The organism is Corynebacterium sp. p3-SID1056, from assembly GCF_025152525.1.
Lineage (GTDB): Bacteria > Actinomycetota > Actinomycetes > Mycobacteriales > Mycobacteriaceae > Corynebacterium.
Genome location: NZ_JALXXL010000012.1, coordinates 22,552 through 48,781 on the forward strand (window position 1 = coordinate 22,552; position 26,230 = coordinate 48,781).

The following is a 26,230-nucleotide window of genomic DNA, read 5'->3' on the forward strand; positions in this document are numbered from 1 at the left end:
ATGACCGTCAACCGTTTTACTGCCTGGTCGTACACGCACGCCGCGAAGCCGCTGCAGAAGCAGCTCGTCTCCATGGTGGTGATCGTGGCAACGCTTGGCATCGTGTTGAGTTTTGCCACCGTCTTCTTCCTCATGCGCGGCATCCTGACGCAACGTGTGGACGAACAGCTTGAAGAGGGGATGGATTCCTGGGCGGGGCAGGGGACCTGGATCCCGTCGATCGGGGTGCCTAGCGAGTTCGCCCAGGCGACGTGGTTCCCCGGCTACCCGTACCCCTTCTCCCGCTACACTCCGCGCGGTAACCCGCCGGACTGGGAGCAGCTCACGGTGCTGGATTCTCCCCGCACCATTAGCTCGAAGAACGTGGATAGTTCCGCGGAGCTGGTGAAGTGGCGGGCGTTGGCGTCGAAAAGCGACGACGGCACGATCACGCTGGTGGCTAAGCGCCTGGAAGCCGAGGACCGCATCCTGCGCTGGCTTGCGGTCGTGGAGGCGAGCCTCGGCATCACCGCGGTGATCGGCATCGCGCTGGCCGCGCGCACCCTTGTGCGGCGCTCGCTGGCACCGCTGCGCGAGGTGGAGCAAACCGCCCTCGCGATTGCCGACGGGGACGTGAACCGGCGAGTGCCCGCGTGGTCCCGCGAGACAGAGGTGGGCAAGCTGTCGTATGCGGTCAACACGATGGTCACGCAGCTGCAGGAATCCGTCGATGACGCGCAGGCGAAAGAGGAGCAGATGCGCCGCTTCGTCGGTGACGCCTCCCACGAGCTGCGCACGCCGCTGACCAGTGTGCGCGGCTACGCCGAGCTCTACCGCAAAGGGATGGCGCCGGACGCCGACATGGTCATCGACAAGATCGAGGAAGAGTCCGGCCGCATGCAGCTCCTCGTCGAGGATCTCCTGGCGCTGACCAGGGCCGAGGGCACCCGTCTGGACCGGAAAACCGTGGACATGCAAAAGGTCGTGGACTCAGCCGTGTCTTCTGCGAGGGCGGCATACCCCGAGCGCTCCATCGAGGTAGACAACCAATGCCAGCGCGCCGCTGAGGTCGATGGCGACCCGGACCGTCTGCACCAGGTGCTCATGAACCTGATCAACAACGCGTTCAAGCACGGCGGGCCGGAAGTTGACGTGGTGATCACCCTGCGCGAAAACCTCGACCGCATCGTCCTCGAAGTCGCGGACAACGGCAAGGGCATGGAAGAGGAAGATGCGGCACGCATCTTCGACCGCTTCTACCGCGCCGACGCCTCCCGCAACCGAGCAGGCGGCGGAGGCTCCGGCCTGGGGCTGGCGATTACTAAGTCGCTCATTGAACAGCATGAAGGCACTATCACCGTGGAGACGGCGCCCGGCAAAGGCGCGACCTTTGTCATCTCCCTGCCGCTGCTCAACGTGGTGGAGGAGGAAACCCCAGCGGCGAGCGCGAAGGGGGCCAAGACTACGAAGACCAAAGATAAGGACAAGGCTAAGTCCAAGTCCAAATCCAAGGACACCAAGCGTGGGGGCAAGGACAACAAAGACGCCGAGCGCTAGGGTACTGCTGGCGGTTTCGGTGGTTTTGGACGGTGGCTGCTGGCGGTTTCGGCGTCGGCGTAAATGGAGCTAGCTCCGTTTGGGGTCTGCGGCTCCCTGCGAACTGGGGTTTTCCAGGCCGCTCCCGCGCAGATGGAGCTAGCGCCGTTTAGCCAATCGCGTTACGCAGCGTCTCGGCGGCCGCGTCCATCTTCGCCGGGTCCGTCTCGTCGGCGCGCATGACGCTGGCCAGGTTGTAGCCGGACATGTCGTTGGCAGGGAAGACGTGGATGTGCGCGTGCGGGACCTCGAAACCGGCGATGAGGTATCCGGCGCGCTCGCAGTCGAACTCGCTCACGATCGCGTTACCGATGCGCTGCGCCACGGCGTTCATCTTGGCCCACAGCTCGGGTTCGATGTCGGTCCACTTATCTACCTCTTTGACCGGCACGACAAGCGTGTGCCCGTAGGCGATGGGCTCGATGGTGAGGAAGGCGGCGACGTCCTCGTCCTTGTACACGAAGCGCCCGGGGATCTCGCCGTTAATAATTTTTGTGAAGACTGTGCTCATACACTCAAACCGTACCTGTAAGTTTGAGGCCATGCGCATCCTTGTTATCGGTTCGGGCGGCCGTGAACACGCCCTGCTCAAAGGACTCGCCGGCAACGAGCTCTTCGTCGCTCCAGGTAATGCCGGTATGGAATCGCTGGCTAAGCGCCTGCTTATCGACGCTTTAACGCCCCAGGCAATCGTCGAGTGTGCCAAAGAAGTCGACGCGGAGCTCGTCGTCATCGGCCCGGAGGTGCCCCTGGTCGCCGGTGCCGCAGACGCCCTGCGCGAGGCGGGCATCCCGGTGTTCGGCCCAACGAAGGCTGCGGCCCAGCTCGAGGGCTCGAAGGCCTTTGCCAAGGACGTGATGGCCGCCGCAGGCGTGGCGACGGCGCGCGCGCTGCGCATCACCCCGGAGGAGGGCGCGGCGGCCGTGGAGGCGGCGCTTGCGCAGTTCGGCCCGAACTATGTGGTCAAAGACGACGGCCTGGCCGGCGGCAAGGGCGTCGTGGTCACCACCGACCGCGCGGAGGCCGCAGCCCATGCGAACGCTGTGCTGGAGTCGGGCAACCCGGTGCTGTTCGAGTCCTTCCTTGAAGGGCCCGAGGTGTCCCTGTTCTGCCTGGTCGACGGCGAAACGGTCGTCCCGCTGCTGCCCGCGCAGGACCACAAGCGCGCCTACGACAACGACGAGGGCCCGAACACCGGCGGCATGGGCGCATACACCCCGCTTCCGTGGCTGCCCGAAGGCGGCGTGGAGCGCATCGTCGACGAGATTGCCCGCCCGGTCGCGCGCGAGATGGTCAACCGCGGCATCCCCTACCAAGGCCTGCTCTACGTCGGTGCGGCGTGGGGGAGTGAGGGCCCGTCGGTGGTGGAGTTCAACGCTCGCTTCGGCGACCCGGAGACCCAGCCGGTGCTCTCGCTTTTGAAGACCCCGCTGGACACGGTGCTCTACGCCGTGGCCACCGGCACGCTCGCGGACCTGCCGCCGCTCGAGTGGGAAGACGGCTTCGCCGCGACGGTCGTGCTCGCCGCGGAGAACTACCCGGCCAGCCCGGCCAAGGGGGATGCGATCACGGGCGCAGACCTGGACAACCCAGACAAGGTGCTGCACGCCGGCACGAAGCGCGCGGACGAAGGCTACGTTTCGGCGGGCGGGCGCGTGCTCAACGTGCTCGGCCACGGCGCGACGCTGGAAGAGGCGGTGGCGGACGCTTACCGCGTCATCGAGGGCATCGAGATGCGCGGGTCCTTCTACCGCAAGGATATTGGGCGGCGTGCGGTGGCCGGTGAGGTGAGCGTCGAGAAGCGATAGGCCCTGATGTGCGATAATGGGGCGCGTGACTGAGAAGCCTGCAAACCCCAACGTCCTGTCCAACCGCTACGCTTCGCCGGAGATGGCGAAGCTGTGGAGCGCCGAGCACAAGATCATCCTCGAGCGGCAGCTGTGGATCGCCGTCATGCGCGCGCAGCGTGAACTCGGTGTGGAGATTCCGCAAGAGGCTATCGACGCCTACGAGGCCGTCATCGACCGCGTCGATCTCGCCTCCATCGCCGAGCGCGAGCGCGTGACCCGCCACGATGTGAAGGCGCGCATCGAGGAGTTCAACGCGCTCGCCGGCCACGAGCACATCCACAAGGGTATGACCAGCCGCGACCTGACCGAGAACGTCGAGCAGCTGCAGATCGTGCGCGCGCTTGAGCTCGTGCGCAACAAGTCCGTTGCCCTGCTCAAGGCCGTGGGCAACCGCGCCGAGGCGTACAAGTCGCTGGTGATGGCCGGGCGCTCGCACAACGTGGCCGCCCAGGCCACCACGCTGGGCAAGCGCTTCGCCTCTGCGGCGGACGAAATCCTGGTGGCGGTCGCCCGCATCGAATCGCTGCTCGACGGCTACCCGCTGCGCGGCATCAAGGGCCCGATGGGCACCGCGCAGGACATGCTTGACCTGATGGACGGCGACGAGGCCAAGCTCGCCGAGCTGGAAACCAAGGTCGCGCGCCACCTGGGCTTCGACACCGTCTTCGACTCGGTCGGCCAGGTCTACCCGCGCTCGCTCGACTTCGAGGCGATCTCTTCGCTCGTGCAGCTTGCCGCAGGTCCCTCCTCGCTGGCCACCACCATCAGGCTCATGGCCGGCAACGAGGTCGTCACGGAGGGATTCAAGGAGGGGCAGGTCGGCTCCTCTGCCATGCCGCACAAGATGAACGCGCGTTCCTGCGAGCGCGTCGGCGGCTTCCAGGTCATCCTGCGCGGCTACCTCACCATGGTCGCCGACCTGGCTGGCCAGCAGTGGAACGAGGGCGACGTGTTCTGCTCCGTCGTGCGCCGCGTCGCGCTGCCGGACGCTTTCTTCGCCATCGACGGGCAGCTGGAAACCTTCCTCACCGTGCTCGACGAGTTCGGCGCCTTCCCGGCCATGATCAACCGCGAGCTCGACCGCTACCTGCCGTTCTTGGCCACCACCCGCATCCTCATGGCCGCGGTGCGCGCCGGGGTCGGCCGCGAGACCGCGCACGAGGTGATCAAGGAAAACGCGGTCGCCATGGCGCTCGACATGCGCGAGCACGGCGCCGAGCAGAACCTGATCGAGCGCTTGGCCGACGACGAGCGCCTGCCGCTCGACCGCGCCCAGCTGGAGGATGCGCTGGCGGACCGCCACGCCTTCATCGGCGCGGCGGAGTCCCAGGTGGACCGGGTGCTCGCGCGCATCGACGTCGTGGTGCAGAAGTACCCGGACGCCGCCGATTACCGCCCGGGCGAGATTCTGTAGCTACTCCTCAGCGCTTTCCCAGCGCACGTTGCCGCTTGCAAGCGCCACGCCTGTCGCCGGCTCGCCCGGGTCCACGCGGCGCTCCCAGGAAGCGAGCACGGTGGTGTAGGCGCGGCCTTCCTCCAGGTCGGGCGTGTAGCCGGTGGGCGCGCCGCTTCCGATGTTGCAGTAGGCCTCTGCGGCTGAACGCGGGGCCACCTTGGCGCTTTCCTGCGGCTGGTGCGCAGTCCCGGGCTCGGCGGGTACCGAGTTCGCGCGCCGCGTGGTTGCTGCGGACTCCTGTGCGACGATGAGTGTGAGCTCCGGCAGCGGGACGGTCGGGTGCGAGGCGCCGGCGTCAACGCGCACGGGGGTCAGTGAGACGGGGTAGCAGTAAAACGCGGTGAAGCGCTGCGGTTCCGGGGAGCGGATGTTGTTCGCGGCTTCGGTACCGGTGATGCGTTGCGGTGCCTCGACGGCGATTTCCCACTCGACTTCAGCGCCAGTGGCCGGGTCAGTGGTTGTCGTGCGGGTGCGTTCCCCGAAGCCGAGGACGGTGTCGTCGGCAAGCGGCTCGGGCGAGGCTGCGGTGCGCTCGCTGGGCTCGCCTGAGCAGGCGGAAAGCGAGACGCACAGGCTGGCGGCGAGCGCTACGTGCAGGGCGCGCGAGGCGAGGCGATTGACCATGCGGAACATGGTAGTGGTGGGGTATATGCTTGGTGCCATGCGTCCAGAGCTTTCTGACTACACTCACCTTTCCGGCGGCAAGGTCCGCGAGATTTACCAGGTCGATGAGGACACGCTGCTGATGGTGGCCACTGACCGCATCTCCGCATTTGATTTCTCGCTGGAGCCGGCGATCCCGGATAAGGGCCGAATTCTCACGGCCACGTCGATGTTCTTCTTTGATCTGCTCGCTGGGGTACCGAACCACCTCGCTGGCCCGATCGATGACCCGCGCATCCCCGAGGAGGTGTTGGGGCGCGCGATGGTGGTGAAGAAGCTGGATATGCTCCCGTTCGAGTGCGTCGCGCGCGGCTACCTCACGGGCTCGGGCAAGAAGGAATACGACGAGCGCGGCATGGTGTGCGGCGTGAAGCTGCAGGAAGGGCTGGTTGAGGCCTCGAAGCTGCCGGAACCGATTTTCACCCCGGCGACGAAGGCGGAGCAGGGCGACCATGACGAAAACGTGTCGTTCAACTACATGGCGGGCAAGCTCGGCCGCGAGTTGGCCGACCGCCTGCGCGAGCGCACCATCGAGGTGTATACCCGCGCCGCCGAGTACGCGGAGTCGAAGGGCATCATTTTGGCGGATACGAAGTTCGAGTTCGGCCTCGATGCCGACGGCGAGCTCGTGCTTGCCGACGAGGTACTCACCCCCGATTCCTCCCGCTACTGGCCCGCGGACACGTACAAGGAGGGCCAGAACCAGCCGAGCTTTGACAAGCAGTATGTGCGCAACTGGCTGACCGGCCCGAAGTCGGGTTGGCGCCCCTCGGAGGGCACGCAGCCGCCGGAGCTGCCGGGCTCGGTGGTGGAGGCGACGCGCGATCGCTACATCGAGGCCTACGAGCGCCTCAGCGGCGAGAAGTTCGCGGACTGGCCGGGCGCGAACGCGTAAGCGCGAGTGGTCTAGGCTTGGGTGCCTATGGATTTCCCGAAGGCACCCAAGCACCCGATTACCCGCTCGTTCCACGGCCGCGAGTTCGTGGACGATTACGAGTGGCTCCGCGACAAAGACAGCCCCGAGACGATTGCGTACCTGGAGGCGGAAAACGCCGCCACCGAGCGCGCGACGCAGGGGTTGAGCGGGCTCGCCGACGCCATTTACGGCGAGATTAAGTCGCGCGTGAAGGAGACGGATATGTCCGTCCCGCAGCGCGCCGGCGACTGGTGGTACTACGGCCGCACGATCGAGGGCAAGGACTACGCCCTGTCGTGCCGCGTGCCGGCCACCGGCGAGCCGTGGACCCCGCCCGAGGTTGCGGATCAGATGCCTGGGGAGCAAGTGCTTCTCGACGCCAACGAGCTCGCCGAAGGCCACGACTTCTTCTCCCTCGGCGCGTCCTCGGTCACCACGTCAGGCAGGCTGCTCGCCTACTCGGTGGACACCACGGGTGATGAGCGCTTCGACCTGCGCATCAAGGACCTGGAAACGGGTGAGTTGCTCCCTGACGTGATCGAGGGCGTCTTCTACGGCGCGACCTGGGCAGGCGAGGACTACCTGTTCTACGTGCGCTGCGACGAGGCCTGGCGGCCCCACCAGATCTGGCGCCACGAGGTGGGCACCGATGCCGCAGAGGACGTCTTGGTTTACGAGGAAAACGACGAGAAGTTCGGCGTCGGCGTGGGCGCCGACCGCGCGGAGCGCTTCTTATACATCATCTCCTCGTCCTCGCTGACCACGGAGTACCGGGTCGCACCCCTTGCAGAGCCGACCGCCGAGTTCCAGGTGCTGTGGCCGCGCACTGAGGGTGTGGAGTACCACCCGGACTACGCCAAGCTCGGCGAGACCGAATACTGGGTGATCACACACAATCGCCGCGGCCCGAACTTCGCGGTCAGCGCCACTGAGCTCGCCACCGAAAACCTGCCGGACCTGCGCGACCTGCCGGTGATCGTGCCGCACTCGGACACCATGCGTATCGAGGGCATCGACACCTACCGCGACTTCATGTTCATGTCGTACCGCCGCGGCGGCATCTCGCGTCTGGCGGTCGCGCCGCTCACCGGCACCGAGTTCGCCCCGTTTGAGGAGCTGGAGTTCTCCGAGGAGCTCTACACCGCGGGCCTGGCGGGCAATCCCGAGTGGGACGCGCCTGTGGTCCGGGTGGGCTACACCTCCTACACACAGCCCTCGCAGCTTTTGGACTACCACGTCGCCGAGGCCACGTTCACCCTGCTCAAGGAGCAGGAGGTCGAGGGCGGCTACAACCCGGACGACTACGTCGCGGAGCGGATCTGGGCCACCGCTGAGGACGGGGTAGAGGTACCGGTGTCGGTGGTGCGTCGCAAAGCAATGGCCCCGGGCGTAGCCCCCACCTTGCTCTACGGGTACGGCTCCTACGAAGCCTCGATGGACCCGGGCTTTTCCATCGCGCGCCTCTCGTTGCTTGACCGCGGCATGGTGTGGGCGTGCGCGCACGTGCGCGGCGGCGGCGAGATGGGGCGCAGCTGGTACGACCAGGGCAAGATGCTGCACAAGAAGAACACGTTCACCGACTTCATCGCCTGCGCTGACACCCTTATCGAGCTCGGCATCACGGACCCGGAGCACCTCGTCGCCGAGGGCGGCTCCGCCGGCGGGTTGCTCATGGGCGCGGTGGCGAACATGGCCCCGGAGAAGTTCGCGGGCATCCAGGCGATCGTGCCTTTCGTGGACCCGTTGACCTCCATTTTGAAGCCGGAGCTGCCGCTCACGGTCGGGGAGTGGGAAGAGTGGGGTGACCCCTACCACGACCCGGAGGTCTACGACTACATGTCGACCTACGCGCCCTACGAGAACATCACGGCGCAGGCCTACCCGGATATCCTCGCGGTGACCAGCCTCAACGACACGCGCGTGCTCTACGTCGAGCCCGCGAAATGGGTGGCCAAGCTGCGCGAATACGCCACCGGCGGCGAGATTCTGCTCAAGACCGAGATGTCTGCGGGCCACGGCGGGGTCTCCGGCCGCTACGCCAAGTGGAAGCAAACCGCCTTCGAGTACGCGTGGACGCTGGCGAAGAGCAAAGCCGTGCCGGATGTGGGAGAATAGCCCATATGTCCGGTCGTGTTCTCGTCTCCATTTCCTCCATTTTTGATGACACTTTGGATGATGTCATCCCGCTCGTCAAAGGGCTTGACCGCAAGGGGATCCCGGTATCCCTGCTGGTTGCGCCGCACATTGACAAGCGGTGGCACCTGGCCAAGGACGGGCGCACGCGCGATTGGTTGCTGGAGCAGGCCGAGGATCACGCCCTGTTGCTCAACGGCTTTGACCAGGCAGTACAGGGGCGCCGCTCCGAGTTTGCCACCCTCGGCGAACACGAAGCTCGTCTGCGCCTGAAGGGCGCCACCCGGCAGATGGAGGCGCTCGGCTTCCACCTCGACATGTTCGCGCCGCCGCGCTGGCAGATGTCGGAGGGCACGCTCAAGGTGTTGCCCGAGTTTGGCTTCCGTCTTGCTGTGTCGACCAGCGGCATCTACTCGCTTGTCGACGCCCCCGCGCCGCCCTTCCTCCGCTGCCGCAACCTCTCCGTCGGCGAGGGCTACGGCACGGCGAAATGGTGGCGACGCAACATCATCGCCGCCGCCGTCCGCGGGGCGGAAAAGGGCAACACAATCCGCCTGTCTATCTCGGCGCGCGAGCTGCACAAGAAGAAGGTCCGCCGCGACTTCACAGCCGCGATCCTGTGCGCCCAGGCTAATGGGGCCGAGCCCGCGGACTACCGCGTGTTTCTCTAGCTCTCGTCGCTGATGACTGGTTTCGGTTTTCGCCGGACCAGTCATCAACGAATCGAAACCGACAAAAGCCCAGATCAGTTTCTTCGAACCGGGACAAATATGCGTTGACGACTGGTTTGCTTTTCCAACAAACCAGTCGTCAGCGTTGTGCGTGAGCCGAAGCTACTAACGCAGTCCCAGCTGCTTGAGCAGCTCGTTGACCTGCTGCGGCATGAAGTGGTTCGCCGCTGCCCCCGCGATCCCAAGCACTGCGATCAGCGTTGCGATGATGCCGAGGACCGTGCCGAAGCTCGAGCTTCCGCTTGCCGACGTCCCCTGCTCACCACCGTCTTGCACCGGCTTCGAGTCCTGCGCCGGCTGAGTTACCTGGCCAGCATTCTGGGTGGTGCCGTCGGTGAAGGTGATGACCAGGTTGCCCTCGTCGTCCACCTCGACCTTCGCCACGCCGCGGCCGTCGGTGCCGTCAGCGCCATCCTTGCCGTCCTTGCCGTCGGCCCCAGCTTCGGCATCCTTGCCAGCGATCGGGCCAACCTTTTGCACCGTGCCATCGGTGTAGGTGACGACGAGGTCGCCCTCGACGATTTCGAAGCTGTCGATACCGCGCCCGGCTGCGCCGTCCTTGCCGTTGGCGCCGTCTTTGCCGTCGGTGCCGTCGGTGCCGGCTTCGCCTTTGTCGCCCTTCGGGCCTTGCTCGCCGTCTTTGCCGTTGACCCCGTCCTTGCCGTCGGTGCCGGCTTCGCCTTTGTCGCCCTTCGGGCCTTGCTCGCCGTCTTTGCCGTCGACTCCGTCTTCGCCGTCGGTGCCGGCTTCGCCTTTGTCGCCCTTCGGGCCTTGCTCGCCGTCTTTGCCGTCGACTCCGTCTTCGCCGTCGGCACCGGTGACCTTGCCAGCGTTTTCGGATGTGCCGTCGGAGTAGGTGATGATCAGCTCGCCGGTGTCGTTGATCGAGACGGATTCGATGCCACGGCCGTTAGCGCCATCCTTACCGTCCTTGCCGTCGGCACCGTCTTTGCCGTCGGTGCCGGCTTCGCCTTTGTCGCCCTTCGGGCCCTGCTCGCCGTCCTTTCCAGCGGCGCCGTCCTTGCCGTCCTGTCCGTTGGCACCGTCTGCGCCGTCCTTGCCGTCAACGCCGTCCTTACCGTCGGCACCGTCCTTGCCGTCTTGACCGGTGACCTTACCCAGGTCGACAGGGTTGTCTTCGTCGTCGGAGTAGGTAACCCACAGGTGGCCGTCGTCTCGCACTTCTGCCTTGATGATGCTGCGGTCTGCTGCGGGCTTCTCGTCGGGCTCTTCGCCCGGCTCCTCCTCGGTGGCCTTCAGATTGAAGCCGACCTTGACCGGGTCGTGGTCGGAGGAGCGGAAGGGATTGCCGTAGCCGTAGAGCTTGTCGTCGCCTTCGCCGAAGAAATCCTGCACGTTGGCCATGCGGCGCGAGTACTCGAAGGCGACGGACTCATCGCCGTTGATGTTCCACACCGCAGAGTCCTGCACCAGGTCGCTCGCGGCGGTGTTGGCCAGCACGTGGTCAAGCGAGCCGAGGCGGCCGCCGAACTGGTAGGAGGCCTGGTCGAAGTCCTTATCAGTGTGGACGAGCGCGAAGCCACCCTGCTTCAGGGCTGTGATTGCGTCTTCCCGGGTGTAGGAGTTCAGGTCGCCCAGGATGAAGGTGGGCAGGTCGGCCCAGTCATCTTCCTTGGACAGGTGATCGAGGAGTGCCTGCGACTGCGCCTCGCGCACGGTGGCGTTGTTGCCCTGGCCGTCGCCGGTGTCCTCGTCGCCACGCGCGACGGAGCCCTTGGACTTGAAGTGGTTGACCACGGCGACGAAGTTGCCTTCGCCCTCAACCGGCTCGAATTCCTGGGCAAGCGGCTGGCGGGCGGTGCCGGTGAAGGCGGGGTCGTCGAAGATCTTGGACTCGCCGACCGGGCGGACCTTGTCCTTCTTGTAGATGAAGGCAACGCGGATGAAGTCCTCGTCAGTGCCGAGCTGGGTTGGCGAGGCCACGAGCTCCCACTGCTCCTTGCCCGCGGCCTTGTTCAACGCGTCGACGAGGTTGCGCAGGGTCTCGTCGCGCTTGGCGACGTCGCCGGTAACGGTTGCGGTGTTCTCAATCTCCGACAGACCGAGCACGTCGACGTCGAGGGTGTTGATCGCGGTGACGATCTTCGCTTGCTGATCCTTGAATGCCGCCTCGGTGTACGCGCCGCGAACATTGCAACGATTTGCGGAAACCGGCGTGTTGTTCATGTCGGTGTGGGCCTTGCACCCGTCCTCGTCTTCGCCGAGGGAGGAGAAGTAGTTGAGCACGTTGAAGAAGCCGATGGAGTAGTCGCCCTTAACCTGGCCGGGCACGTCGATGGAGGCGGCGCGCGAGTCCTCCCAGGTGATCGGGAGCTCGTCGGCGGCGTTCTTGCCGGTGATCGGCTGCAACGGCTGGTAGCGCCACTTGTCGAAGGAGTAGTCCACCACTACGTCGGTCTGGAACTCGACCTGGTCGGTGGTGCGGATGGATTTCACACCGTTGTCGGAGGTGACCAGGTAGGGCAGCGGCGTGTTCTTGTCGGTGCGGAAGTAGTTGCGGGTGCGCCCGTCGTCGAGGTAGACCGCACGCGCTACGGCGTCGGCTTCGTAGGTGACAAACCCATCCTTGCTCGGGGTGTTGATGTCGGTGAAGTTGTAGAGCGCCTTGTCACCTGCGACCAGGCCGAGATCGCCGGTGTTGTTCAGCGAGTAGTTGTCGGTCACCGTGTGGGTGCCCGGGCGGACCAGCATGCCCTCGTAGGGCTCGCGGGCGTCGTCGCCAGCCGGCAGCTCGTCGATAGCGATCGCCTTCGGTGCCTCGAGAGCCTCGTCCAGCTGCTGCTTGGAGGAAACGGTGATCTGGGTCTGGTTGTAGTACTCGGAGACCTTGCCGGTGACCTGCAAGGAATCGCCGCGCTGCGGGAACTCGCTCGGTGCAGGGTCCTTGCCCAGGTATATGAAGATGGCGTCGGAGGCGTCGCCGACCTGCTTCTCCGCGCTGCCAGTGCCTGCGGTCTGCAGGAAGAAGCCGTTCTTGCCGCCCTCGTCGAACACGGCGGTGACCACGCCCTCGGTGGTTACGGTCTGACCCTCGAGTGGGGAGGCCGCGCCGGTGCCTTGGATGTCAGCGATCGGGGTGACCTCTCCCGGGGCCGGCGGTTGCGCGGGCGGGTCGTTGGGTTCGCTCGGCTCCGTCGGAGCGTTGCCGGAGCCCTGCGGCGTCGGCGCTGTGACCTCGAAGTCGGCGGCGTTGTTGTCGGTGTCTACGCCGGCCTCCTTACGCTGGACGGAGGTGCTGTTGGAAGTGCCCTTCGCGGGCGCACCCTCGAAGTTTTTCGCCCCGCCCCAGCCGACGAGGTCGACTTGGTTGCCGGAGGCGTCGTGAAGCACGGCGATTGCAGCCTTGCCGCCGAAGTTGAAGGTGCTTTCGAAGTCGGCGTTTTCGAGCGGGTTGTCCGTGTTATTGCCCGCGGCACCCTTGATCAGGAAGTAGCCCTTGGCGGGCACCGTGCCGGACAGTGTCGTTGGGGTGCCGGAACCGCCCTTGGCGGACTGCTGGTCGAGCACCCACCCGGTGACGTCGATGTCGGCGTCGGTGGGGTTGTACAGCTCGACGAAGTCGTTGGAGATGGTGGCACCGGAGTTGCCGCCGCCTCCGTAGACCTCGTTGATGACGACGTTGGAGCCGTCGACGGCGGCGTGCGCGGAGGGCACGGTGATGGTGCCGGCGGCGAGCGCGATGACAAAAGCAGTGGTGAGGCGGTGGGCAGAACGCATTGGCAATCCTTCAAAAGCACAGAAGCGGGTACATTCCCAGCCAAACTAACGTCGCATGCCCGCCTCCGCACGGCGAGAGCCCAGGCAAAACCCAAAGTTCAGCAAGTGTTCACCTCGAAGACCGCTACAAGTTCTCCCCGGGCGTCGGATATACTTGCCCACGTCTGCTGACCTCTGACTAATGAAGGAATCTCATGGCACGTGTCGTGGTAAATGTCATGCCGAAGGCTGAAATCTTGGATCCGCAGGGCCAAGCGGTCCAGCGCGCGCTGGGGCGAATCGGGGTGAACGGGGTGGAAGACGTCCGCCAGGGCAAGCGCTTCGAGATCGAGGTGGATGACTCCGTCACGGACGAGGAGCTCGCTCGCGTGGCCGAGACCCTCCTGGCAAACACTGTGATCGAGGATTTCGAGGTTATTCGATGACGGCAACCATTGGCGTAATTACGTTTCCTGGCACGCTTGACGACGTCGACGCGTTGCGCGCCGTACGCCTCGCAGGTGCCGAACCGAAGCAGCTCTGGCACGCCGATGATGACCTGTCCGGCGTCGACGCGGTCGTGGTGCCGGGCGGGTTCTCCTACGGCGACTACCTGCGCTCCGGCGCGATCGCTGCGCAGGCACCGATGATGGGCGCGGTCGTGGAGGCTGCGAAGAAGGGCATGCCCGTGCTGGGCATTTGCAACGGCTTCCAGATTCTCACCGAGGCCGGCCTGCTGCCGGGCGCGCTGACCCGCAACCAGCACCTGAACTTCCACTGCGTGGACACCTACCTGGAGATTGCCAACGCGGAGACCGCGTGGACCTCCCGCTTCGAGTCTGGCCAGAAGATCCTGGTTCCAGCCAAGCACGGCGAGGGCCGCTTCCAGGCCGACAAGGAGACGGTGCACCAGCTGGAACAGGAGGGCCGGGTGGTCTTCCGCTACACGGACAACTTCAACGGCTCGGCCAACGCCATCGCCGGTGTGACGAATGAGACGGGCCGCGTCGTCGGCCTCATGCCGCACCCGGAGCACGCCATTGAGGTGCTCACCGGCCCGTCCACCGACGGGTTGGGCCTGTTTGAATCCGCCATCGACGCTATTTCGAAGATCGGAGCGTAGACGACCATGACTGTGCACGACGACACCGTCGAGAACGCGCAAGCAACCCCCGACCTGGCACAGCCGTACGCGGAGCTGGGTCTGCGCGACGAGGAATACGAAAAGATCAAGTCCATCCTGGGCCGCCGCCCCACAGACGCGGAGCTGACCGTTTACTCCGTGATGTGGTCCGAGCACTGCTCGTACAAGTCCTCCAAGGTGCACCTGCGTTACTTCGGCGAGACCATGACCGAGGAGATGGCCTCCAAGATCCTCGCCGGCATCGGCGAGAACGCCGGCGTGGTGGACATCGGCGACGGCGACGCGGTGACCTTCCGCGTGGAGAGCCACAACCACCCGTCGTTCGTCGAGCCCTACCAAGGCGCGGCGACCGGCGTGGGCGGCATCGTCCGCGACATCATGGCGATGGGCGCGCGCCCGATTGCCGTGATGGACCAGCTGCGCTTCGGCCCGGCGGACGCCGAGGACACCAAGCGCGTTCTGCCGGGTGTGGTCCACGGCATCGGCGGCTACGGCAACTCACTCGGCCTGCCTAACATCGGCGGCGAGACCGTCTTCGACGCCGCATATGCAGGCAACCCGCTGGTCAACGCGCTGTGCGTGGGCACGCTGAAGGTTGAGGATCTCAAGCTCGCGTTTGCGTCTGGCACCGGCAACAAGGTGGTGCTCTTTGGCTCGCGCACCGGCCTCGACGGGATCGGCGGCGTGTCCGTTTTGGGCTCGGCCACCTTCGAGGAGGGCGAGGAGCGCAAGCTGCCCGCCGTCCAGGTGGGCGACCCCTTCGCCGAAAAGGTCCTCATCGAGTGCTGCCTGGAGCTCTACCACGCGGGCGTGGTCGTAGGCATCCAGGACCTGGGCGGTGGCGGCCTGGCGTGTGCCACCTCCGAGCTGGCAGCGGCTGGCGACGGCGGCATGCGCGTCAACCTGGACAACGTGCCGCTGCGCGCCGAGAACATGTCGGCCGCGGAGATCCTCGCTTCCGAGTCCCAGGAGCGCATGTGCGCCGTGGTCACCCCGGAGAACGTGGATCGCTTCATGGAGATCTGCGCGAAGTGGGACGTTGGCGCCGCTGTGATCGGCGAGGTGACCGATGAGAAGGACCGCTACGTGGTCACCCACGGCGGAGAGGTCGTGCTTGACGCGCCGCCGTCGTCTATCGACGAGGGCCCGGTCTACGAGCGCCCATTCGCCCGCCCGGACTGGATTGACGAGCTCGGGGAGCGAGGGGGCGTCGATAAGCAAGAGGCCCTATCGACCGCATGGCTGAAGATGGTGGCCTCGCCCGCGCTGTGCTCGCGCGACTACATCGTGCAGCAGTACGACCGTTACGTGCGCGGCAATACGGTGCAGGCGCACGGCGCGGACTCCGGCGTGCTGCGCATCAACGAGGAGACGAACCGTGGTGTCGCCATCGCTACCGACGCCTCCGGCCGCTACACCTACCTCGACCCGAATGCGGGCGCGCGCCTGGCGCTGGCCGAGGCGTACCGCAACGTCGCGGTTACCGGCGCGACCCCGGTCGCGGTGACCAACTGCCTCAACTTCGGCTCGCCCGAGAACCCGGACGTGATGTGGCAGTTCCGCGAGGCAGTGCACGGGCTTGCCGACGGTGCCGCCGAGCTGAACATCCCCGTCTCCGGCGGCAACGTGTCCTTCTACAACCAGACCGGCGAGACCCCGATCCTGCCGACCCCGGTCGTGGGCGTGCTCGGCGTCATCGAAGACGTGGCCAAGGCCAACCCGCACGCCGTGCCCGTCTCCGAGGAGGAGTTCTCCCTGGTCCTGCTGGGCGAGACCTTCGACGAGTTCGGCGGCTCCGTATGGCAGGACATCTCCGGTGCCGGCCTAGGTGGCGTGCCGCCGAAGGTGGACCTGGCCAACGAGGAGCGCCTGGCACAGTTCTTCGCCGATGCCGCGGGCAACGGTGGCGTGACCGCCGCCCACGACCTGTCCGAGGGCGGCCTGTCGCAGGCCGTCTTCGAGATGCTGCAGGCCTCGGGCAAGGGCGCTGACCTGGACCTCGCGGCCGTGCACGAGGACGCGTTCACCGCGCTGTTCGCCGAGTCCGCATCCCGCGTCCTCGTCGCCGTAACCACGGATCGTGCCGACGCGCTGGTCGAGCGCGCGGGTGCCGCAGGCGTGCCGGTCGCGCTGATTGGCCGTACGAACGCGGAGGGTGTCCTGCGCTTTGGCTCCGAGCAGCTGGAGATCGCCCAGCTTCGCGACGCCTGGGCCGCCACCCTGCCGTCACACTTTGCCGCAGCGCACGCCCCGAACGCGGCGGTGTAGCGCGCAGGCGGGCGCCACGTGGTTGCGCTACTGCTAACGCTCGCTGCTGCCTTCGGCCTGTCCGTCGTCGCCGGTGCCACAGGTGCCGGCGCGGCGGGCTTTGTCATTTCTACGACGCTGCTGGGGTTCGGGCTGGCGCCCTTCGTCGGCGACTCTTTGCAACAGCTGCTGCCGTGCTCGGTGTGGGGCAGGTTTTCTCTTTCGGCTCGTACTGCTCGGGGCCTGGGCGTGGACCACTTCAATGCGTTCCTCACCCGGGTCGGATGGAACCGCCAGGTTGTGGCCATGCGCGGGGCTGGCGCTGGTAATCGCCGGGATCCTCGGCATATGCAGGCCGCGGCTGCCGGGCATGCGTGGGCGTTGGCGCTCCATGTCGTTGCCGCGGCGTGGGCAGCGTTGGCTGGCGGGTGGTCGGCCGTAGCTGTGTTGCTGGCGGTTGGGGTGGTCGGGCACCTCTATCCGGTGCTGTTACAGATCCGGGTGCTGACGCGGCTGCGGGAGGGGCATAAGACGGAGCTAGCTCCATTTAGACGTGCCCGGCCGGTGAAACGCCAGGTCGCGCAGAATCGTGAACCCTAAATGGAGCTAGCTCCATTTAGACGAGGGGGCACGCGGCAAAACCCGCAACAAAACCCAGCAAACACCGGCCCCTAGTCCACCCGCTGCGCCGCGTCCGGCCGCTCGACCAGCGGCTCGGGCTCGTACTGGGCGCGTAGGTCCTTGAGCGTTTGAGTGTGCTCCCAGAGTTGCTTGTCCTCGTCTGTGACCGGGACAAACTGGCGGGCTGGCAGCGGGTGGCCGTCGATGTCGATGCCGATGTAGGTAAACGAGGCGTGGATGGCGTTACTCAGCTGGTCGCGCCCGCCGCGGGGGTCGCCGGAGCGGACGAAGGTGGAGACGTGGATGGAGCGGGAGTCGGTACGTGTGATGCGGGTTTCCACCTCGATGAGGTCGCCGATGTGGATGGGCTTGTAGAAGCGGATGCCGCCCGCGTAGACGGCCACGGTGCGCTCCCCGGACCATTCCATGGTGCAGGCCATGCCGGCCTCATCGATCCATTCCATGGCGGTGCCGCCGTGCACGTTGCCGCCCCAGTTCACGTCCGTCGGTTTGGCCAGGAAGCGGTGGACCAGGCGAGGGGCCGTGGAGTCGTCGGTGTAGGTCTGCTCTTCCATCGAGGTTTCGATGGCCTTGCGCAGTTCGATGCGGGACTTTGCGGCGCGCTCGACGCGGCGCTGTTCTTCGGTGACCGGCACAAAGGTCGGCACGGCCATGGGCTTGCCGGTCTTGGTGTCCTTTGCCACGAAAATGACCAGGCAGTCGCAGGCGCGGGTAAACACGCCTTCGCGGGGGTCGGCGGAGAGCACCTCGTTGACAATGTGCATGGAGCTGCGCCCGGTCATGGCGATGGTCGAGCGCACTTCCACGATGTGCCCGGAGGGGATGGGCCGGGTGAAGTGGATGTGCCCCACATAGGCCGTGACGCAGTACGTTGCGGACCATTGCGCGGCGCAGGCGTAGGCGGCCTTGTCAATCCACTCGAGGACGCGCCCGCCGGACACGCCTTGAGCTCCGGCGTGGAGGACATCGGTAGGTGATGCCATAAAACGCAGCGTGACGGAGGGCGACTTGTCTACCAGGGGTTTGTTGGTCATGGGTAGGCATCTTAGTATGGGCGCATGGCATCCGGCAGAAGCTCGAAGCAAGATCCGCAGAAAACGCGCGAGGCAGTCGCCGCCATCTCCGCCTGGCTGGATGGCGAAGCTCCGCAGCCTGCCCGCGCCCTGCTTGCCGACGCCTGCCGCCGCACCGCCCGCACACTCGCCGAAGAGCTGCCGGGCAAAACGGTGGAGCTACGCGTGCCCCCGTTTGTGGCCGTGCAGTGCGTCGATGGCCCGGCGCATACTCGCGGCACCCCGCCGAACGTGGTGGAGATGGGACCGGAGACGTGGCTGCGCGTGGCCACCGGACGCAGCACGTTTGAGGCCGAGGTAGCCGCGGGCGCGATCGACGCTTCCGGTTCGCGCGCCGAAGAGATCGCGCGCGGGTTGCCGGTAATTGCCCGTTCCTAGGCTGCGTCCGTTAAAGTAAGTGCCGTGCATACCGTGAGCATGGAAAATGACGGGGACTCCCGGGCCCAGCTCGACGACGCACCGCGCGATGAGTGCGGCGTGTTCGGCGTGTGGGCGCCTGGCGAAGACGTCTCCAAACTGTCCTATTTCGGCTTGTTCGCCCTTCAGCACCGCGGCCAGGAGGGCGCGGGCATTGCGGTGGGCGACCACGACAACATCGTGGTGTTCAAGGACACGGGCCTGGTCAGCCAGGTCTTCGACGAGTCCGTCCTGGATGCGCTGCAGGGGGACGTGGCGATCGGCCATACGCGGTATTCCACCGCGGGCGGAAACTCTTGGGATAATGTGCAGCCGATGTTTCGCACGTCGCCAAACGGTACTGATGTGTCGCTCGCGCACAACGGTAACCTGACCAATTACCAGGAGCTGCAGGCCGAGGCGATCGCCCGCAAGCTGATTCCCTCCGGCGGGGTGCAGGGCCAGGGGTCGTCGTCGGATACAGCCGTCGTCTCCGCGCTCTTGGCCGATGGGATCCGCGATGAGCGCACGCTTTTCGACGCCGCGCTGGACCTCCTCCCACGCCTCAAAGGTGCCTTCTGCTTCATGGTCACCGACGGTGACACCTTGTACGCCGCGCGCGACCCGCACGGCGTTCGCCCCCTGTCCCTTGGTCGGCTGGAGCGCGGCTGGGTCGTCGCCTCCGAGACGTGCGCTTTGGATATCGTCGGTGCCTCCTTCGTCCGCGATATTGAGCCGGGCGAGCTGGTCGCTATCGACGCCACCGGCATCCGTTCCGAGCGCTTTGCCAAGGAGCCGCACGAGGCGCGCTGCGTCTTCGAGTACGTCTACGTCGCCCGCCCGGATTCCGTGCTGGATGGGCAGACGGTCAACGCCAGCCGCGTGGAGATCGGCCGCAGGCTGGCTCGCGTCCAGCCGGTGGAGGGCGACCTGGTCATGCCGGTTCCGGAGTCCGGTACCCCGGCCGCGATCGGCTACGCCGAGGAATCCGGCATCCCGTTCAAGCAGGGCCTGATGAAGAATGCCTACGTCGGCCGTACCTTCATCCAACCCTCCGACACGTTGCGTCAGCTGGGCTTGCGTCTGAAGTTGAACCCGGTACGTGCGGTGATCGAGGGCAAGCGCCTGATCGTGGTGGACGACTCCATCGTCCGCGGAAACACCCAGCGCAAGCTGATCCGCATGCTGCACGAGGCGGGTGCCGCCGAGGTGCATGTGCGCATCGCTTCGCCCCCGGTGAAGTGGCCGTGCTTCTACGGCATCGACTTTGCCAGCCCAGGCGAGCTCATCGCTAACCACGGGCGCGGCGGGACCGATGAGGAAGTTGCCGAGTCCATCCGCACGATGATCGGCGCCGATTCCCTGGCATTCGTGCCCATCGACGACATGATCGCCGCCTCCAGCCACCGTGCCGACAGCCTCTGCGCCGCCTGCTTTGATGGCAAGTACCCGCTCGGCCTTCCCGACGGCAACCCGAACGCCGACCTTGTCCGCCGCATTCAGAAAGGTGACACCCACCATGACTAACCAGACTCCAAGCGACCCGTCCGTTTCCTACGCCGCCGCTGGCGTCGACATCGAGGCCGGCGACCGCGCCGTCGAGCTGCTGAAGGACCACGCGAAGCGCGCGTCGCGCCCGGAGGTCAAGGGCGGCATCGGTGGGTTCGCCGGGCTGTTCGCGCTGGGCAAGTACCGTGAACCGCTGCTTGCTGCGGGCTCCGATGGCGTGGGCACGAAGCTCGCTGTCGCCCAGGCGATGGACAAGCACGACACTATCGGTATCGACCTGGTCGCCATGTGCGTCGACGACCTGGTGGTCTGTGGCGCTGAGCCGCTGTTCTTGCAGGATTACATCGCCACCGGCAAGGTTGTCCCGGAGAAGATTGCGGACATCGTCGGCGGTATTGCCGAGGGCTGCGTCCAGGCCGGCTGCGCGCTCTTGGGAGGGGAGACCGCGGAGCACCCGGGTGTGATGGATCCGGACGATTACGATGTTTCCGCCACCTCCGTCGGCGTCGTCGAGGCCGACGAGCTGCTCGGCCCGGACCGTGTGCGCGAGGGCGACACCATCATTGCCATGGCCTCCTCCGGCCTGCACTCCAACGGCTACTCGCTGGCGCGCCACGTCCTGCTGGAGAAGGCGGGCCTGCCGCTGGACGGCCACATTGAGGAATTCGACCGCACGCTTGGCGAGGAACTGCTCGAGCCGACCCGCATCTACGCCCGCGACTGCCTGGAGCTGGCCTCCGAGTGCGAGGTGCGCACCTTCTGCCACGTCACCGGTGGCGGGCTGGCTGGCAACATGGAGCGCATCATCCCGGAAGGCTTGGTTGCCGAGATGCGTCGTGCCACCTGGACCCCGGGCCAGATCTTCCGCACGATCAAGACGGTCGGCCAGGTGCCGGATGCGGAGATGGAAAAGACCTTCAACATGGGCGTGGGCATGGTGGCTGTGGTGGCCCCTGAAGACCGCGACCGTGCGCTGGCAATCCTGACTGCGCGTCACGTGGACGCGTGGGTCTTGGGCGAGGTCCGCGCCGCCGGCGAGGGTGAGACCACGCGCGCGACCCTGGTGGGCGAGCACCCCCAGCACTAGCGAATGCGTGAGAAAGTCAACCACAGCGAACGCACAGGAACGCGTTTCCCCAGCTCGTACGCCGATACAGTGGTTGGCTATGTAAAATTTGTCACGCGCTCCGCCTGAGGGCACGAGAAAAGCACCCGGGGTCACCGGGTGCTTCGCTCAAACGGTAGAGGTGCGGGGAGACCGGGCGGACTTACTTCCGGTCGTCTTCGTCGTCTTCGTCCCAGTCCGCGTAGTCGGCGTACTGGTCATCCACCTCGTACTCGTCCTCGTCCCAACTGCGCCGCGGGGCCTTTCCTGCCAGCTCACGCTGCAGGGAATCGAGGTCCATTTCAGGAGAGTTGTACTTGAGTTGGCGAGCAACCTTGGTCTGCTTTGCTTTGGCGCGTCCGCGGCCCATGGCATGACCCCCTTGAGGTGGTTCTAGGGCGGCCTTACAAATGAAGGCGGCCTCATACTTTCGATTAGTTATTGTCCTGGGGGACATAATAGCCTGTACGTCAAGAAAATGCTCACCCGGCCCGCAAACAGGGCCTATTGGCCGCGGCGCAGCTTCTCCACAGCCAGCCGTCCCAGTTTTTCTCCCTCGTCGGTGGGCAGCGAGTCTTCATCCACGCTCGCGGCCACCCCGTCGATGTCCAGCGCAGCGTTGAGCGCGGAGCGTTTGATCAGCGCGAGCGCAACAGGACCGAAGTCCGCGTCGTGGACCACGGTGCCGAGCCGGCCGACCTTGCGGCCGTTGGCGGTGATCCCGGCACCGGGCTCGGGCTCGTTCGGGGCGGAGCCGTCGAGCTGCAGCATCACCAACAACCGGGGCGAGCGGCCCAGGTTTTCGACGCGGGCCACCGTCTCCTGGCCCCGGTAGCAGCCCTTGTTCAGGTGGACTGCGCCGACGTGGTCGCCACGGTTGATCAGTCGAGGTGCTTCGTGGGGGATTGATCTTTCGTCCAGGTCAACGCCCAGTTCCGGCTCGACGTTGCGGACGCGTGCGGCGGTAAAGGCCATTATCCCGGCCAAGCCCACCCCGTCCTGAGTGTGCAGGCGTTTCGCCACCTCGAGCGCCTGCTCGCGGGGCACGGCGATGTCCATGCGGGCGGGGCTAAAGGAGTCCACCTGCCGGCAAAAGACGGCTTCTGCAACCTCCGGGAACTCGCCCTCGGGGGCCAGCAGGGTCAGGATGGCCAGGTCTGTCTCCTCCACGGTGACCTCGGACCAGAAGATCATCTTGCGCAGGTAGTCAACGAAGGAGTCGAATTGGGCCGGGGGTACGTCGAGGTAAAACGTGCCTTCAGCCAGTGCGATGTCTGCGTGGTGCAGGATGTGGCCCTGGATGTCTAAATCGAGGGTGGCGCCGGTGAAGGACGACGGGACGTCGATCAGCTTTTGCGAAAGCAGGTTGTTCAGGAACTCCGCCGCATCCTTGCCGGCCACTGCGATGACGCGGCGGTGCGAGCGGTCGATCAGGCGCAGGCCGTGCTGCTCTGCCAGTGGGTTGCCGTAGTGCCAGGCCACGCCCTCGGCAAGCGGGTTGCCTTCGATGGGGGTGGCGCCGGGCAGCTGTAAAAGATCAGACGAATACGACATAGCTTCCGATCATACGGGCATAATGGGACAGTATGGCATCCTTGCTTCCTCCAGCCCCTGTCATTTACCTCGTTGAACCCTTCGGCGGCTCGATCCGCAGGCAGAACGCGAACACGCCCCACGTTTTTTGGGATGATGCGGCGGTGACGCGCGGCGACGGGATTTTTGAGACGATCCTCATCCGCCACGGCCAGCCGGCCAACCTCGAGCAGCACGTCGAGCGCTTCCGCCGCTCCGCCGCCACGCTCGAGCTGCCGGACCCCGGTGCCGAGCACTGGATCGACGCCACCCACGAGGCCGTCGCGGACTATGTGCGCGAGCGGGGCGTCAACCCCGAAGAGGTGGAGGCGAAGTGCAGTTGGACGATGTCCCGTGGCCGGGAGACCACCGGCGTGCCTACCGCGTGGTTGACTATCCGGCCGCTCTCTGAAGAGGTGCTGGCCCAGCGCAAGAACGGGGTCAGCGCGGTGACGACGTCGCGGGGGTACAGCATCAACCGTGGTAAAGATGGCGAGGCGGAGGTGCCCTGGATGCGGGTCGGCGCGAAAACGCTGAACTACGCCGCCTCCATGGCGGCGCTGCGTTGGGCGCGCGCCGAGGGGTATGACGACGTGATCTACATCGACCCGGATACCGGCCGCGTCCTTGAGGGGGCGACCTCAACCGTGGTGATTGTGAAGAAGGGTGGGCGCATGCGCACCCCGAAGCCTGGCCCCGGCATCTTGCCCGGCACCACCCAAGCCGCGCTGTTTGCGCACGCAGAAAAGCTGGGGTGGAAGTGCAAGCAGAAGGACGTCTACGTCAGCGAGCTGTACAAGGCCGAATCGGTGTGGCTGGTCAGCTCCACGCGCATGTACGCGCAGGTGCGCAAGCTGGACGGGAAGAAGCTACACCGCCCGGACAATGCGGGCGAGATCCAGCAGCTGATCGTGGATGCGCTTGACCACTCTGCGGGCTAGCCGGCGATGCGCTTGAGCTCCCCGGACATGTAGGGCACCATCTCGCCGTCGACGAGGCGCTCGTCGACCCAGCCCAAGTTGTTGTTCGGCATGAGCCCGTAGAGGCGCTTGCCCGGCCCGTGCTTTTCTGGCCCGGACTCGGTGGCCAGTGTGGAGGCGCTCTGCAGCTGCCAGCCGCGCTCGTTGACGGGCTCGCCGTACATCACCTCGACCAGTCCGCGGGAGTTGGTCAGCGTGACCTCGATCTCGTCTTTGAGCGAAATGCGCCAGAATCCGACCTCGCGCTGGTCCGCGCCGGTGGCCTCCCCGTTTTCGTCGAGGCGCCAGATACGGGACTCGAAGCGCAGGTAGTTCTCGCCGTCGTGGGAGACCACCAGGCGCTGGCCAAACGCGTATTCGTCGCCGTTGTCGTTGGCCTGACCGGAGCCGGTCCATACGCCGACGAGTGGGAGGAGGGCGAGCAGGCCGTCGTGCAGGCTCGGCCCCTGGCGCAGGTTTGCCGTATCCTCGTGCAGCGGAAAATCAGGAAAACCCAGCTCCGGGATGTTGCGGTGCGCGGTGTTCTTCGACTGCTCCGCGGCGAGGTTGACTGCCTCGTTGCCGTTGAGCGAAGCTTGCTGGTTTTCGGGGGTCTGTTCATTCTCAGCCATGCCACCTAAGGGTAGTCGCTTCACGCGCAACGAAGCACGCGCCCCGCTAGTTCTCCGCGGCCTCGTAGGCGTCTGAGGCGAGCGGCGAGTCCTTCGCTTCCTGTCGGGCGCTTTCGTCCGCCGCGTCGTGCGCAAGCGGCGTGAGATCGGATTCTTCGACGTAGGTGTTGATGCGGTCGCGGGAAAACTCGATCGACCCGCCGGTCAGCTGCACCTGGTCCGCCGGCCCGCCGAGCGGGAGGTCCGCGGTGTTGCGGCGGAGCGTGAAGGCTGCAATTGCCTGGTCGACAAGCTCCGGAGGCACGTCGAGAAGTTCGCTGGGCCGCATGACAAACTCGGGACCCTCCAGCCGCAGCGTGACCACCACGGTGACTGGCTGATCCGCACCAGGCAGCGTGCCGGTCAGCCGCGCCTCGCTTGCGCCGCCTCCGGAAGGCGAAATGTCGTATGGACTGGCGATGTTCAGATCGGTCATCCCGAGCAGCTGGCCAAACGCGACGCCGTCGAGGCGCACGCTGCGGCGCACCAGGCTCGCCTTTGCGCCGGGGAGGTCATCGGTGATGGTCAGCGTGCGGGGGTGGGTGAGTTTGACGTCGACAAGCTCGATGCCCGCATTGCCCACTCCCACACTCGCCACGGGCACATCGAGCGCGTCGAGGCTGATGCGGGGGATGGTGCTGCGAAACGGCAGCCCGCCCACGTATGCGGCGGGCGCGGTGGAGAGGTCGCTGAGCTGGGCGGCATGCGTCGACAGCGCGTGCTCGGCCCGCATGGCAATGGCGGTGTCAGCCAGGTAGGCCATAAGCCCCGCGCCGACGAGGGCGACGGCCACGCTTCGCTTCACATGCATACTCGTACCGTAGCCTGAAGCCATGACAGATCACAGCGCATTACTCTCCGCAGCCACCGCCGCCGACGGCGTCGCCCCCTTTTCAGAGGCCTTCGAGCAAGCGCTTGCCGACGCCACGCTGCACCACACCCACCTCACCACCGATAACCCCGACGCGCCGGGTGAAGTCGCGGGGCTGGCCGGCATCGCCCCCGACGGCTCCGCAGAGCTGGTCATCCACCCGGATTTCCGGGGCCGCGGGCTCGGCGCGGACCTGGCGCGGCGGGTGCTTGAACGTCGGCCGGACGCGGGGCTGTGGGCGCACGGCAACCTGCCGGCGGCGCGCGCCCTTGCCGCTTCGCTGGGGCTGCAGTCCACCCGCGAGCTGCTCGTGATGTCCCTGCCCGGGCAGGCGCTCGAAGGAATGGAGCTGCAGCTTCCGGAGGGGATGCGCGCGCTGACGCTTGTCCAGGCGAGCGAGGAATTTGGGCGCGAAGCGGTCGAACGCGAGTGGTTGCGCGTGAACAACGAGGCGTTTTCCTGGCACCCCGAGCAGGGCGGCTGGGACCTCCCGCGCCTGCGCCGGGCGATGGACACGGAGTGGTTCGACCCGGCGGGCGTGCTACTGCTGTACGGCGGCGCGTCGGGGGAGGAGCTGGCCGGGTTCATGTGGACCAAGGTGCACCCGAGCGGCGAGGGCGAGATCTACGTGGTCGGCTTGGCCTCCGCGTTCCGCGGTAAGGGGCTGGGCGGGGCGCTGGTCACGATGGGGCTTGTGCACTTGCACCAGGTGGGGGTGCCGAAGGTGATCCTGTACGTGGAAGCAGACAACGTGCCGGCGGTGCGCCGCTACGAGGAACTCGGATTTGAGGTCGCCGAGCGGCACGTGGTCTACGCGTCGTGCGAGTGAAAAATGGGGTTGCCGTGACGCGGGTCAAGGGCTGGGGATGTGATTTTCATCGCATTTTGCGGAAACTCGCAGGCATTATGCGGCGTGTTTGCGAAGTTCACTGATTGTTCACCTCCCGGTCCACCGGCAATTAACCGGCGCGGCTTAGTTTGAGTAACCGTGAGTAATCGG

At 66.0% G+C, this 26,230-nt stretch carries 23 protein-coding genes; 15 read left to right on the top strand and 8 right to left on the bottom strand.

The annotated features are described in order from the left end of the window. Nucleotides 1-1,536, top strand: coding sequence for a cell wall metabolism sensor histidine kinase WalK (locus M3G14_RS10255; protein WP_259926430.1), 1,536 nt, complete (start codon nt 1-3; stop codon nt 1,534-1,536). 148 nt (nt 1,537-1,684) lie between these two features. On the opposite strand, the gene M3G14_RS10260 is transcribed toward M3G14_RS10255, so the two are convergent. Further along, nucleotides 1,685-2,086, bottom strand: coding sequence for an HIT family protein (locus tag M3G14_RS10260; RefSeq protein ID WP_259926431.1), 402 nt, complete (start codon nt 2,084-2,086; stop codon nt 1,685-1,687). 31 nt (nt 2,087-2,117) lie between these two features. Here M3G14_RS10260 and purD point away from each other — a divergent pair, with 31 nt between their 5' ends. Together purD and purB are read left to right on the top strand one after the other, a co-directional pair. Beyond that, nucleotides 2,118-3,383: a phosphoribosylamine--glycine ligase gene (purD, locus tag M3G14_RS10265; protein WP_259926432.1), complete on the top strand. Its 1,266-nt coding sequence runs from the start codon at nt 2,118-2,120 to the stop codon at nt 3,381-3,383. A gap of 16 nt (nt 3,384-3,399) precedes the next feature. Next, nucleotides 3,400-4,839, top strand: a complete 1,440-nt coding sequence (gene purB, locus M3G14_RS10270; RefSeq protein WP_259926433.1) for an adenylosuccinate lyase — start codon at nt 3,400-3,402, stop codon at nt 4,837-4,839. Here purB and M3G14_RS10275 read toward each other — a convergent pair whose 3' ends face one another. After that, entirely contained in the window at nt 4,840-5,505 is a 666-nt protein-coding gene (locus M3G14_RS10275; protein ID WP_259926434.1) for a hypothetical protein, read from the bottom strand. It abuts the gene before it with no gap. A gap of 37 nt (nt 5,506-5,542) precedes the next feature. Here M3G14_RS10275 and M3G14_RS10280 point away from each other — a divergent pair, with 37 nt between their 5' ends. The 3 genes from M3G14_RS10280 to M3G14_RS10290 are packed head-to-tail and all read left to right on the top strand — an operon-like array spanning nt 5,543 to nt 9,264. Further along, nucleotides 5,543-6,439: a phosphoribosylaminoimidazolesuccinocarboxamide synthase gene (locus M3G14_RS10280; RefSeq protein WP_259926435.1), complete on the top strand. Its 897-nt coding sequence runs from the start codon at nt 5,543-5,545 to the stop codon at nt 6,437-6,439. A gap of 27 nt (nt 6,440-6,466) precedes the next feature. Next, nucleotides 6,467-8,575 carry a S9 family peptidase gene (locus tag M3G14_RS10285; protein WP_259926436.1) on the top strand — a complete coding sequence of 703 codons (2,109 nt, stop codon included), beginning with the start codon at nt 6,467-6,469 and terminating at the stop codon, nt 8,573-8,575. A gap of 5 nt (nt 8,576-8,580) precedes the next feature. Next, nucleotides 8,581-9,264 (top strand): DUF2334 domain-containing protein, encoded by a 684-nt coding sequence (locus M3G14_RS10290; RefSeq protein ID WP_259926437.1) that lies wholly within the window; start codon nt 8,581-8,583, stop codon nt 9,262-9,264. Nucleotides 9,265-9,429: 165 nt separating this feature from the next. Here M3G14_RS10290 and M3G14_RS10295 read toward each other — a convergent pair whose 3' ends face one another. Continuing rightward, nucleotides 9,430-13,062, bottom strand: a complete 3,633-nt coding sequence (locus M3G14_RS10295; protein ID WP_259926438.1) for an ExeM/NucH family extracellular endonuclease — start codon at nt 13,060-13,062, stop codon at nt 9,430-9,432. A gap of 194 nt (nt 13,063-13,256) precedes the next feature. Here M3G14_RS10295 and purS point away from each other — a divergent pair, with 194 nt between their 5' ends. From purS to M3G14_RS10315, 4 genes are read left to right on the top strand one after another with little or no spacing between them, the layout of a single operon-like run. Further along, entirely contained in the window at nt 13,257-13,487 is a 231-nt protein-coding gene (gene purS / locus M3G14_RS10300; protein ID WP_259926439.1) for a phosphoribosylformylglycinamidine synthase subunit PurS, read from the top strand. Then, nucleotides 13,484-14,164 carry a phosphoribosylformylglycinamidine synthase subunit PurQ gene (gene purQ / locus M3G14_RS10305; protein ID WP_038592353.1) on the top strand — a complete coding sequence of 227 codons (681 nt, stop codon included), beginning with the start codon at nt 13,484-13,486 and terminating at the stop codon, nt 14,162-14,164. The genes purS and purQ overlap by 4 nt, the downstream gene beginning before the upstream one ends. A gap of 6 nt (nt 14,165-14,170) precedes the next feature. Then, nucleotides 14,171-16,453 (top strand): phosphoribosylformylglycinamidine synthase subunit PurL, encoded by a 2,283-nt coding sequence (purL, locus tag M3G14_RS10310; protein ID WP_259926441.1) that lies wholly within the window; start codon nt 14,171-14,173, stop codon nt 16,451-16,453. An 18-nt stretch (nt 16,454-16,471) separates the two neighbouring features. After that, the gene (locus tag M3G14_RS10315) at nt 16,472-17,032 is read left to right on the top strand and encodes a hypothetical protein (RefSeq protein WP_259926442.1); all 561 of its coding nucleotides are present in this window, start codon (nt 16,472-16,474) and stop codon (nt 17,030-17,032) included. Nucleotides 17,033-17,103: 71 nt separating this feature from the next. Here M3G14_RS10315 and M3G14_RS10320 read toward each other — a convergent pair whose 3' ends face one another. Next, the gene (locus tag M3G14_RS10320; protein ID WP_259926444.1) at nt 17,104-18,108 is read right to left on the bottom strand and encodes an acyl-CoA thioesterase; all 1,005 of its coding nucleotides are present in this window, start codon (nt 18,106-18,108) and stop codon (nt 17,104-17,106) included. Between the two features lie 24 nt (nt 18,109-18,132). On the opposite strand from M3G14_RS10320, the gene M3G14_RS10325 reads away from it, so the two are divergent. The 3 genes from M3G14_RS10325 to purM are packed head-to-tail and all read left to right on the top strand — an operon-like array spanning nt 18,133 to nt 21,139. Then, nucleotides 18,133-18,525 carry a sterol carrier family protein gene (locus M3G14_RS10325; protein ID WP_259926445.1) on the top strand — a complete coding sequence of 131 codons (393 nt, stop codon included), beginning with the start codon at nt 18,133-18,135 and terminating at the stop codon, nt 18,523-18,525. A 39-nt stretch (nt 18,526-18,564) separates the two neighbouring features. After that, nucleotides 18,565-20,070 carry an amidophosphoribosyltransferase gene (purF, locus tag M3G14_RS10330; RefSeq protein WP_259926471.1) on the top strand — a complete coding sequence of 502 codons (1,506 nt, stop codon included), beginning with the start codon at nt 18,565-18,567 and terminating at the stop codon, nt 20,068-20,070. Next, nucleotides 20,063-21,139: a phosphoribosylformylglycinamidine cyclo-ligase gene (purM, locus tag M3G14_RS10335; RefSeq protein ID WP_259926447.1), complete on the top strand. Its 1,077-nt coding sequence runs from the start codon at nt 20,063-20,065 to the stop codon at nt 21,137-21,139. Before purF ends, purM begins: the two co-directional genes overlap by 8 nt. A 181-nt stretch (nt 21,140-21,320) precedes the next feature. On the opposite strand, the gene M3G14_RS10340 is transcribed toward purM, so the two are convergent. Together M3G14_RS10340 and M3G14_RS10345 are read right to left on the bottom strand one after the other, a co-directional pair. Next, nucleotides 21,321-21,527, bottom strand: coding sequence for a DUF3073 domain-containing protein (locus M3G14_RS10340; RefSeq protein ID WP_259926448.1), 207 nt, complete (start codon nt 21,525-21,527; stop codon nt 21,321-21,323). Between the two features lie 134 nt (nt 21,528-21,661). Beyond that, the gene (locus M3G14_RS10345) at nt 21,662-22,711 is read right to left on the bottom strand and encodes a folate-binding protein YgfZ (protein ID WP_259926449.1); all 1,050 of its coding nucleotides are present in this window, start codon (nt 22,709-22,711) and stop codon (nt 21,662-21,664) included. Between the two features lie 32 nt (nt 22,712-22,743). On the opposite strand from M3G14_RS10345, the gene M3G14_RS10350 reads away from it, so the two are divergent. Next, the gene (locus tag M3G14_RS10350; protein ID WP_259926450.1) at nt 22,744-23,670 is read left to right on the top strand and encodes an aminodeoxychorismate lyase; all 927 of its coding nucleotides are present in this window, start codon (nt 22,744-22,746) and stop codon (nt 23,668-23,670) included. Here M3G14_RS10350 and M3G14_RS10355 read toward each other — a convergent pair. Then, on the bottom strand, nt 23,667-24,320 hold the full coding sequence (locus M3G14_RS10355; protein WP_259926451.1) for an FABP family protein: 654 nt from the start codon (nt 24,318-24,320) through the stop codon (nt 23,667-23,669). The two genes, M3G14_RS10350 and M3G14_RS10355, sit on opposite strands and share 4 nt — an antisense overlap. Nucleotides 24,321-24,366: 46 nt before the next feature. Beyond that, nucleotides 24,367-25,170 (bottom strand): DUF2993 domain-containing protein, encoded by an 804-nt coding sequence (locus M3G14_RS10360; protein ID WP_259926452.1) that lies wholly within the window; start codon nt 25,168-25,170, stop codon nt 24,367-24,369. Between the two features lie 22 nt (nt 25,171-25,192). On the opposite strand from M3G14_RS10360, the gene mshD reads away from it, so the two are divergent. After that, nucleotides 25,193-26,059 (top strand): mycothiol synthase, encoded by an 867-nt coding sequence (mshD, locus tag M3G14_RS10365; protein ID WP_259926453.1) that lies wholly within the window; start codon nt 25,193-25,195, stop codon nt 26,057-26,059. Nucleotides 26,060-26,230 lie beyond the last annotated feature (171 nt).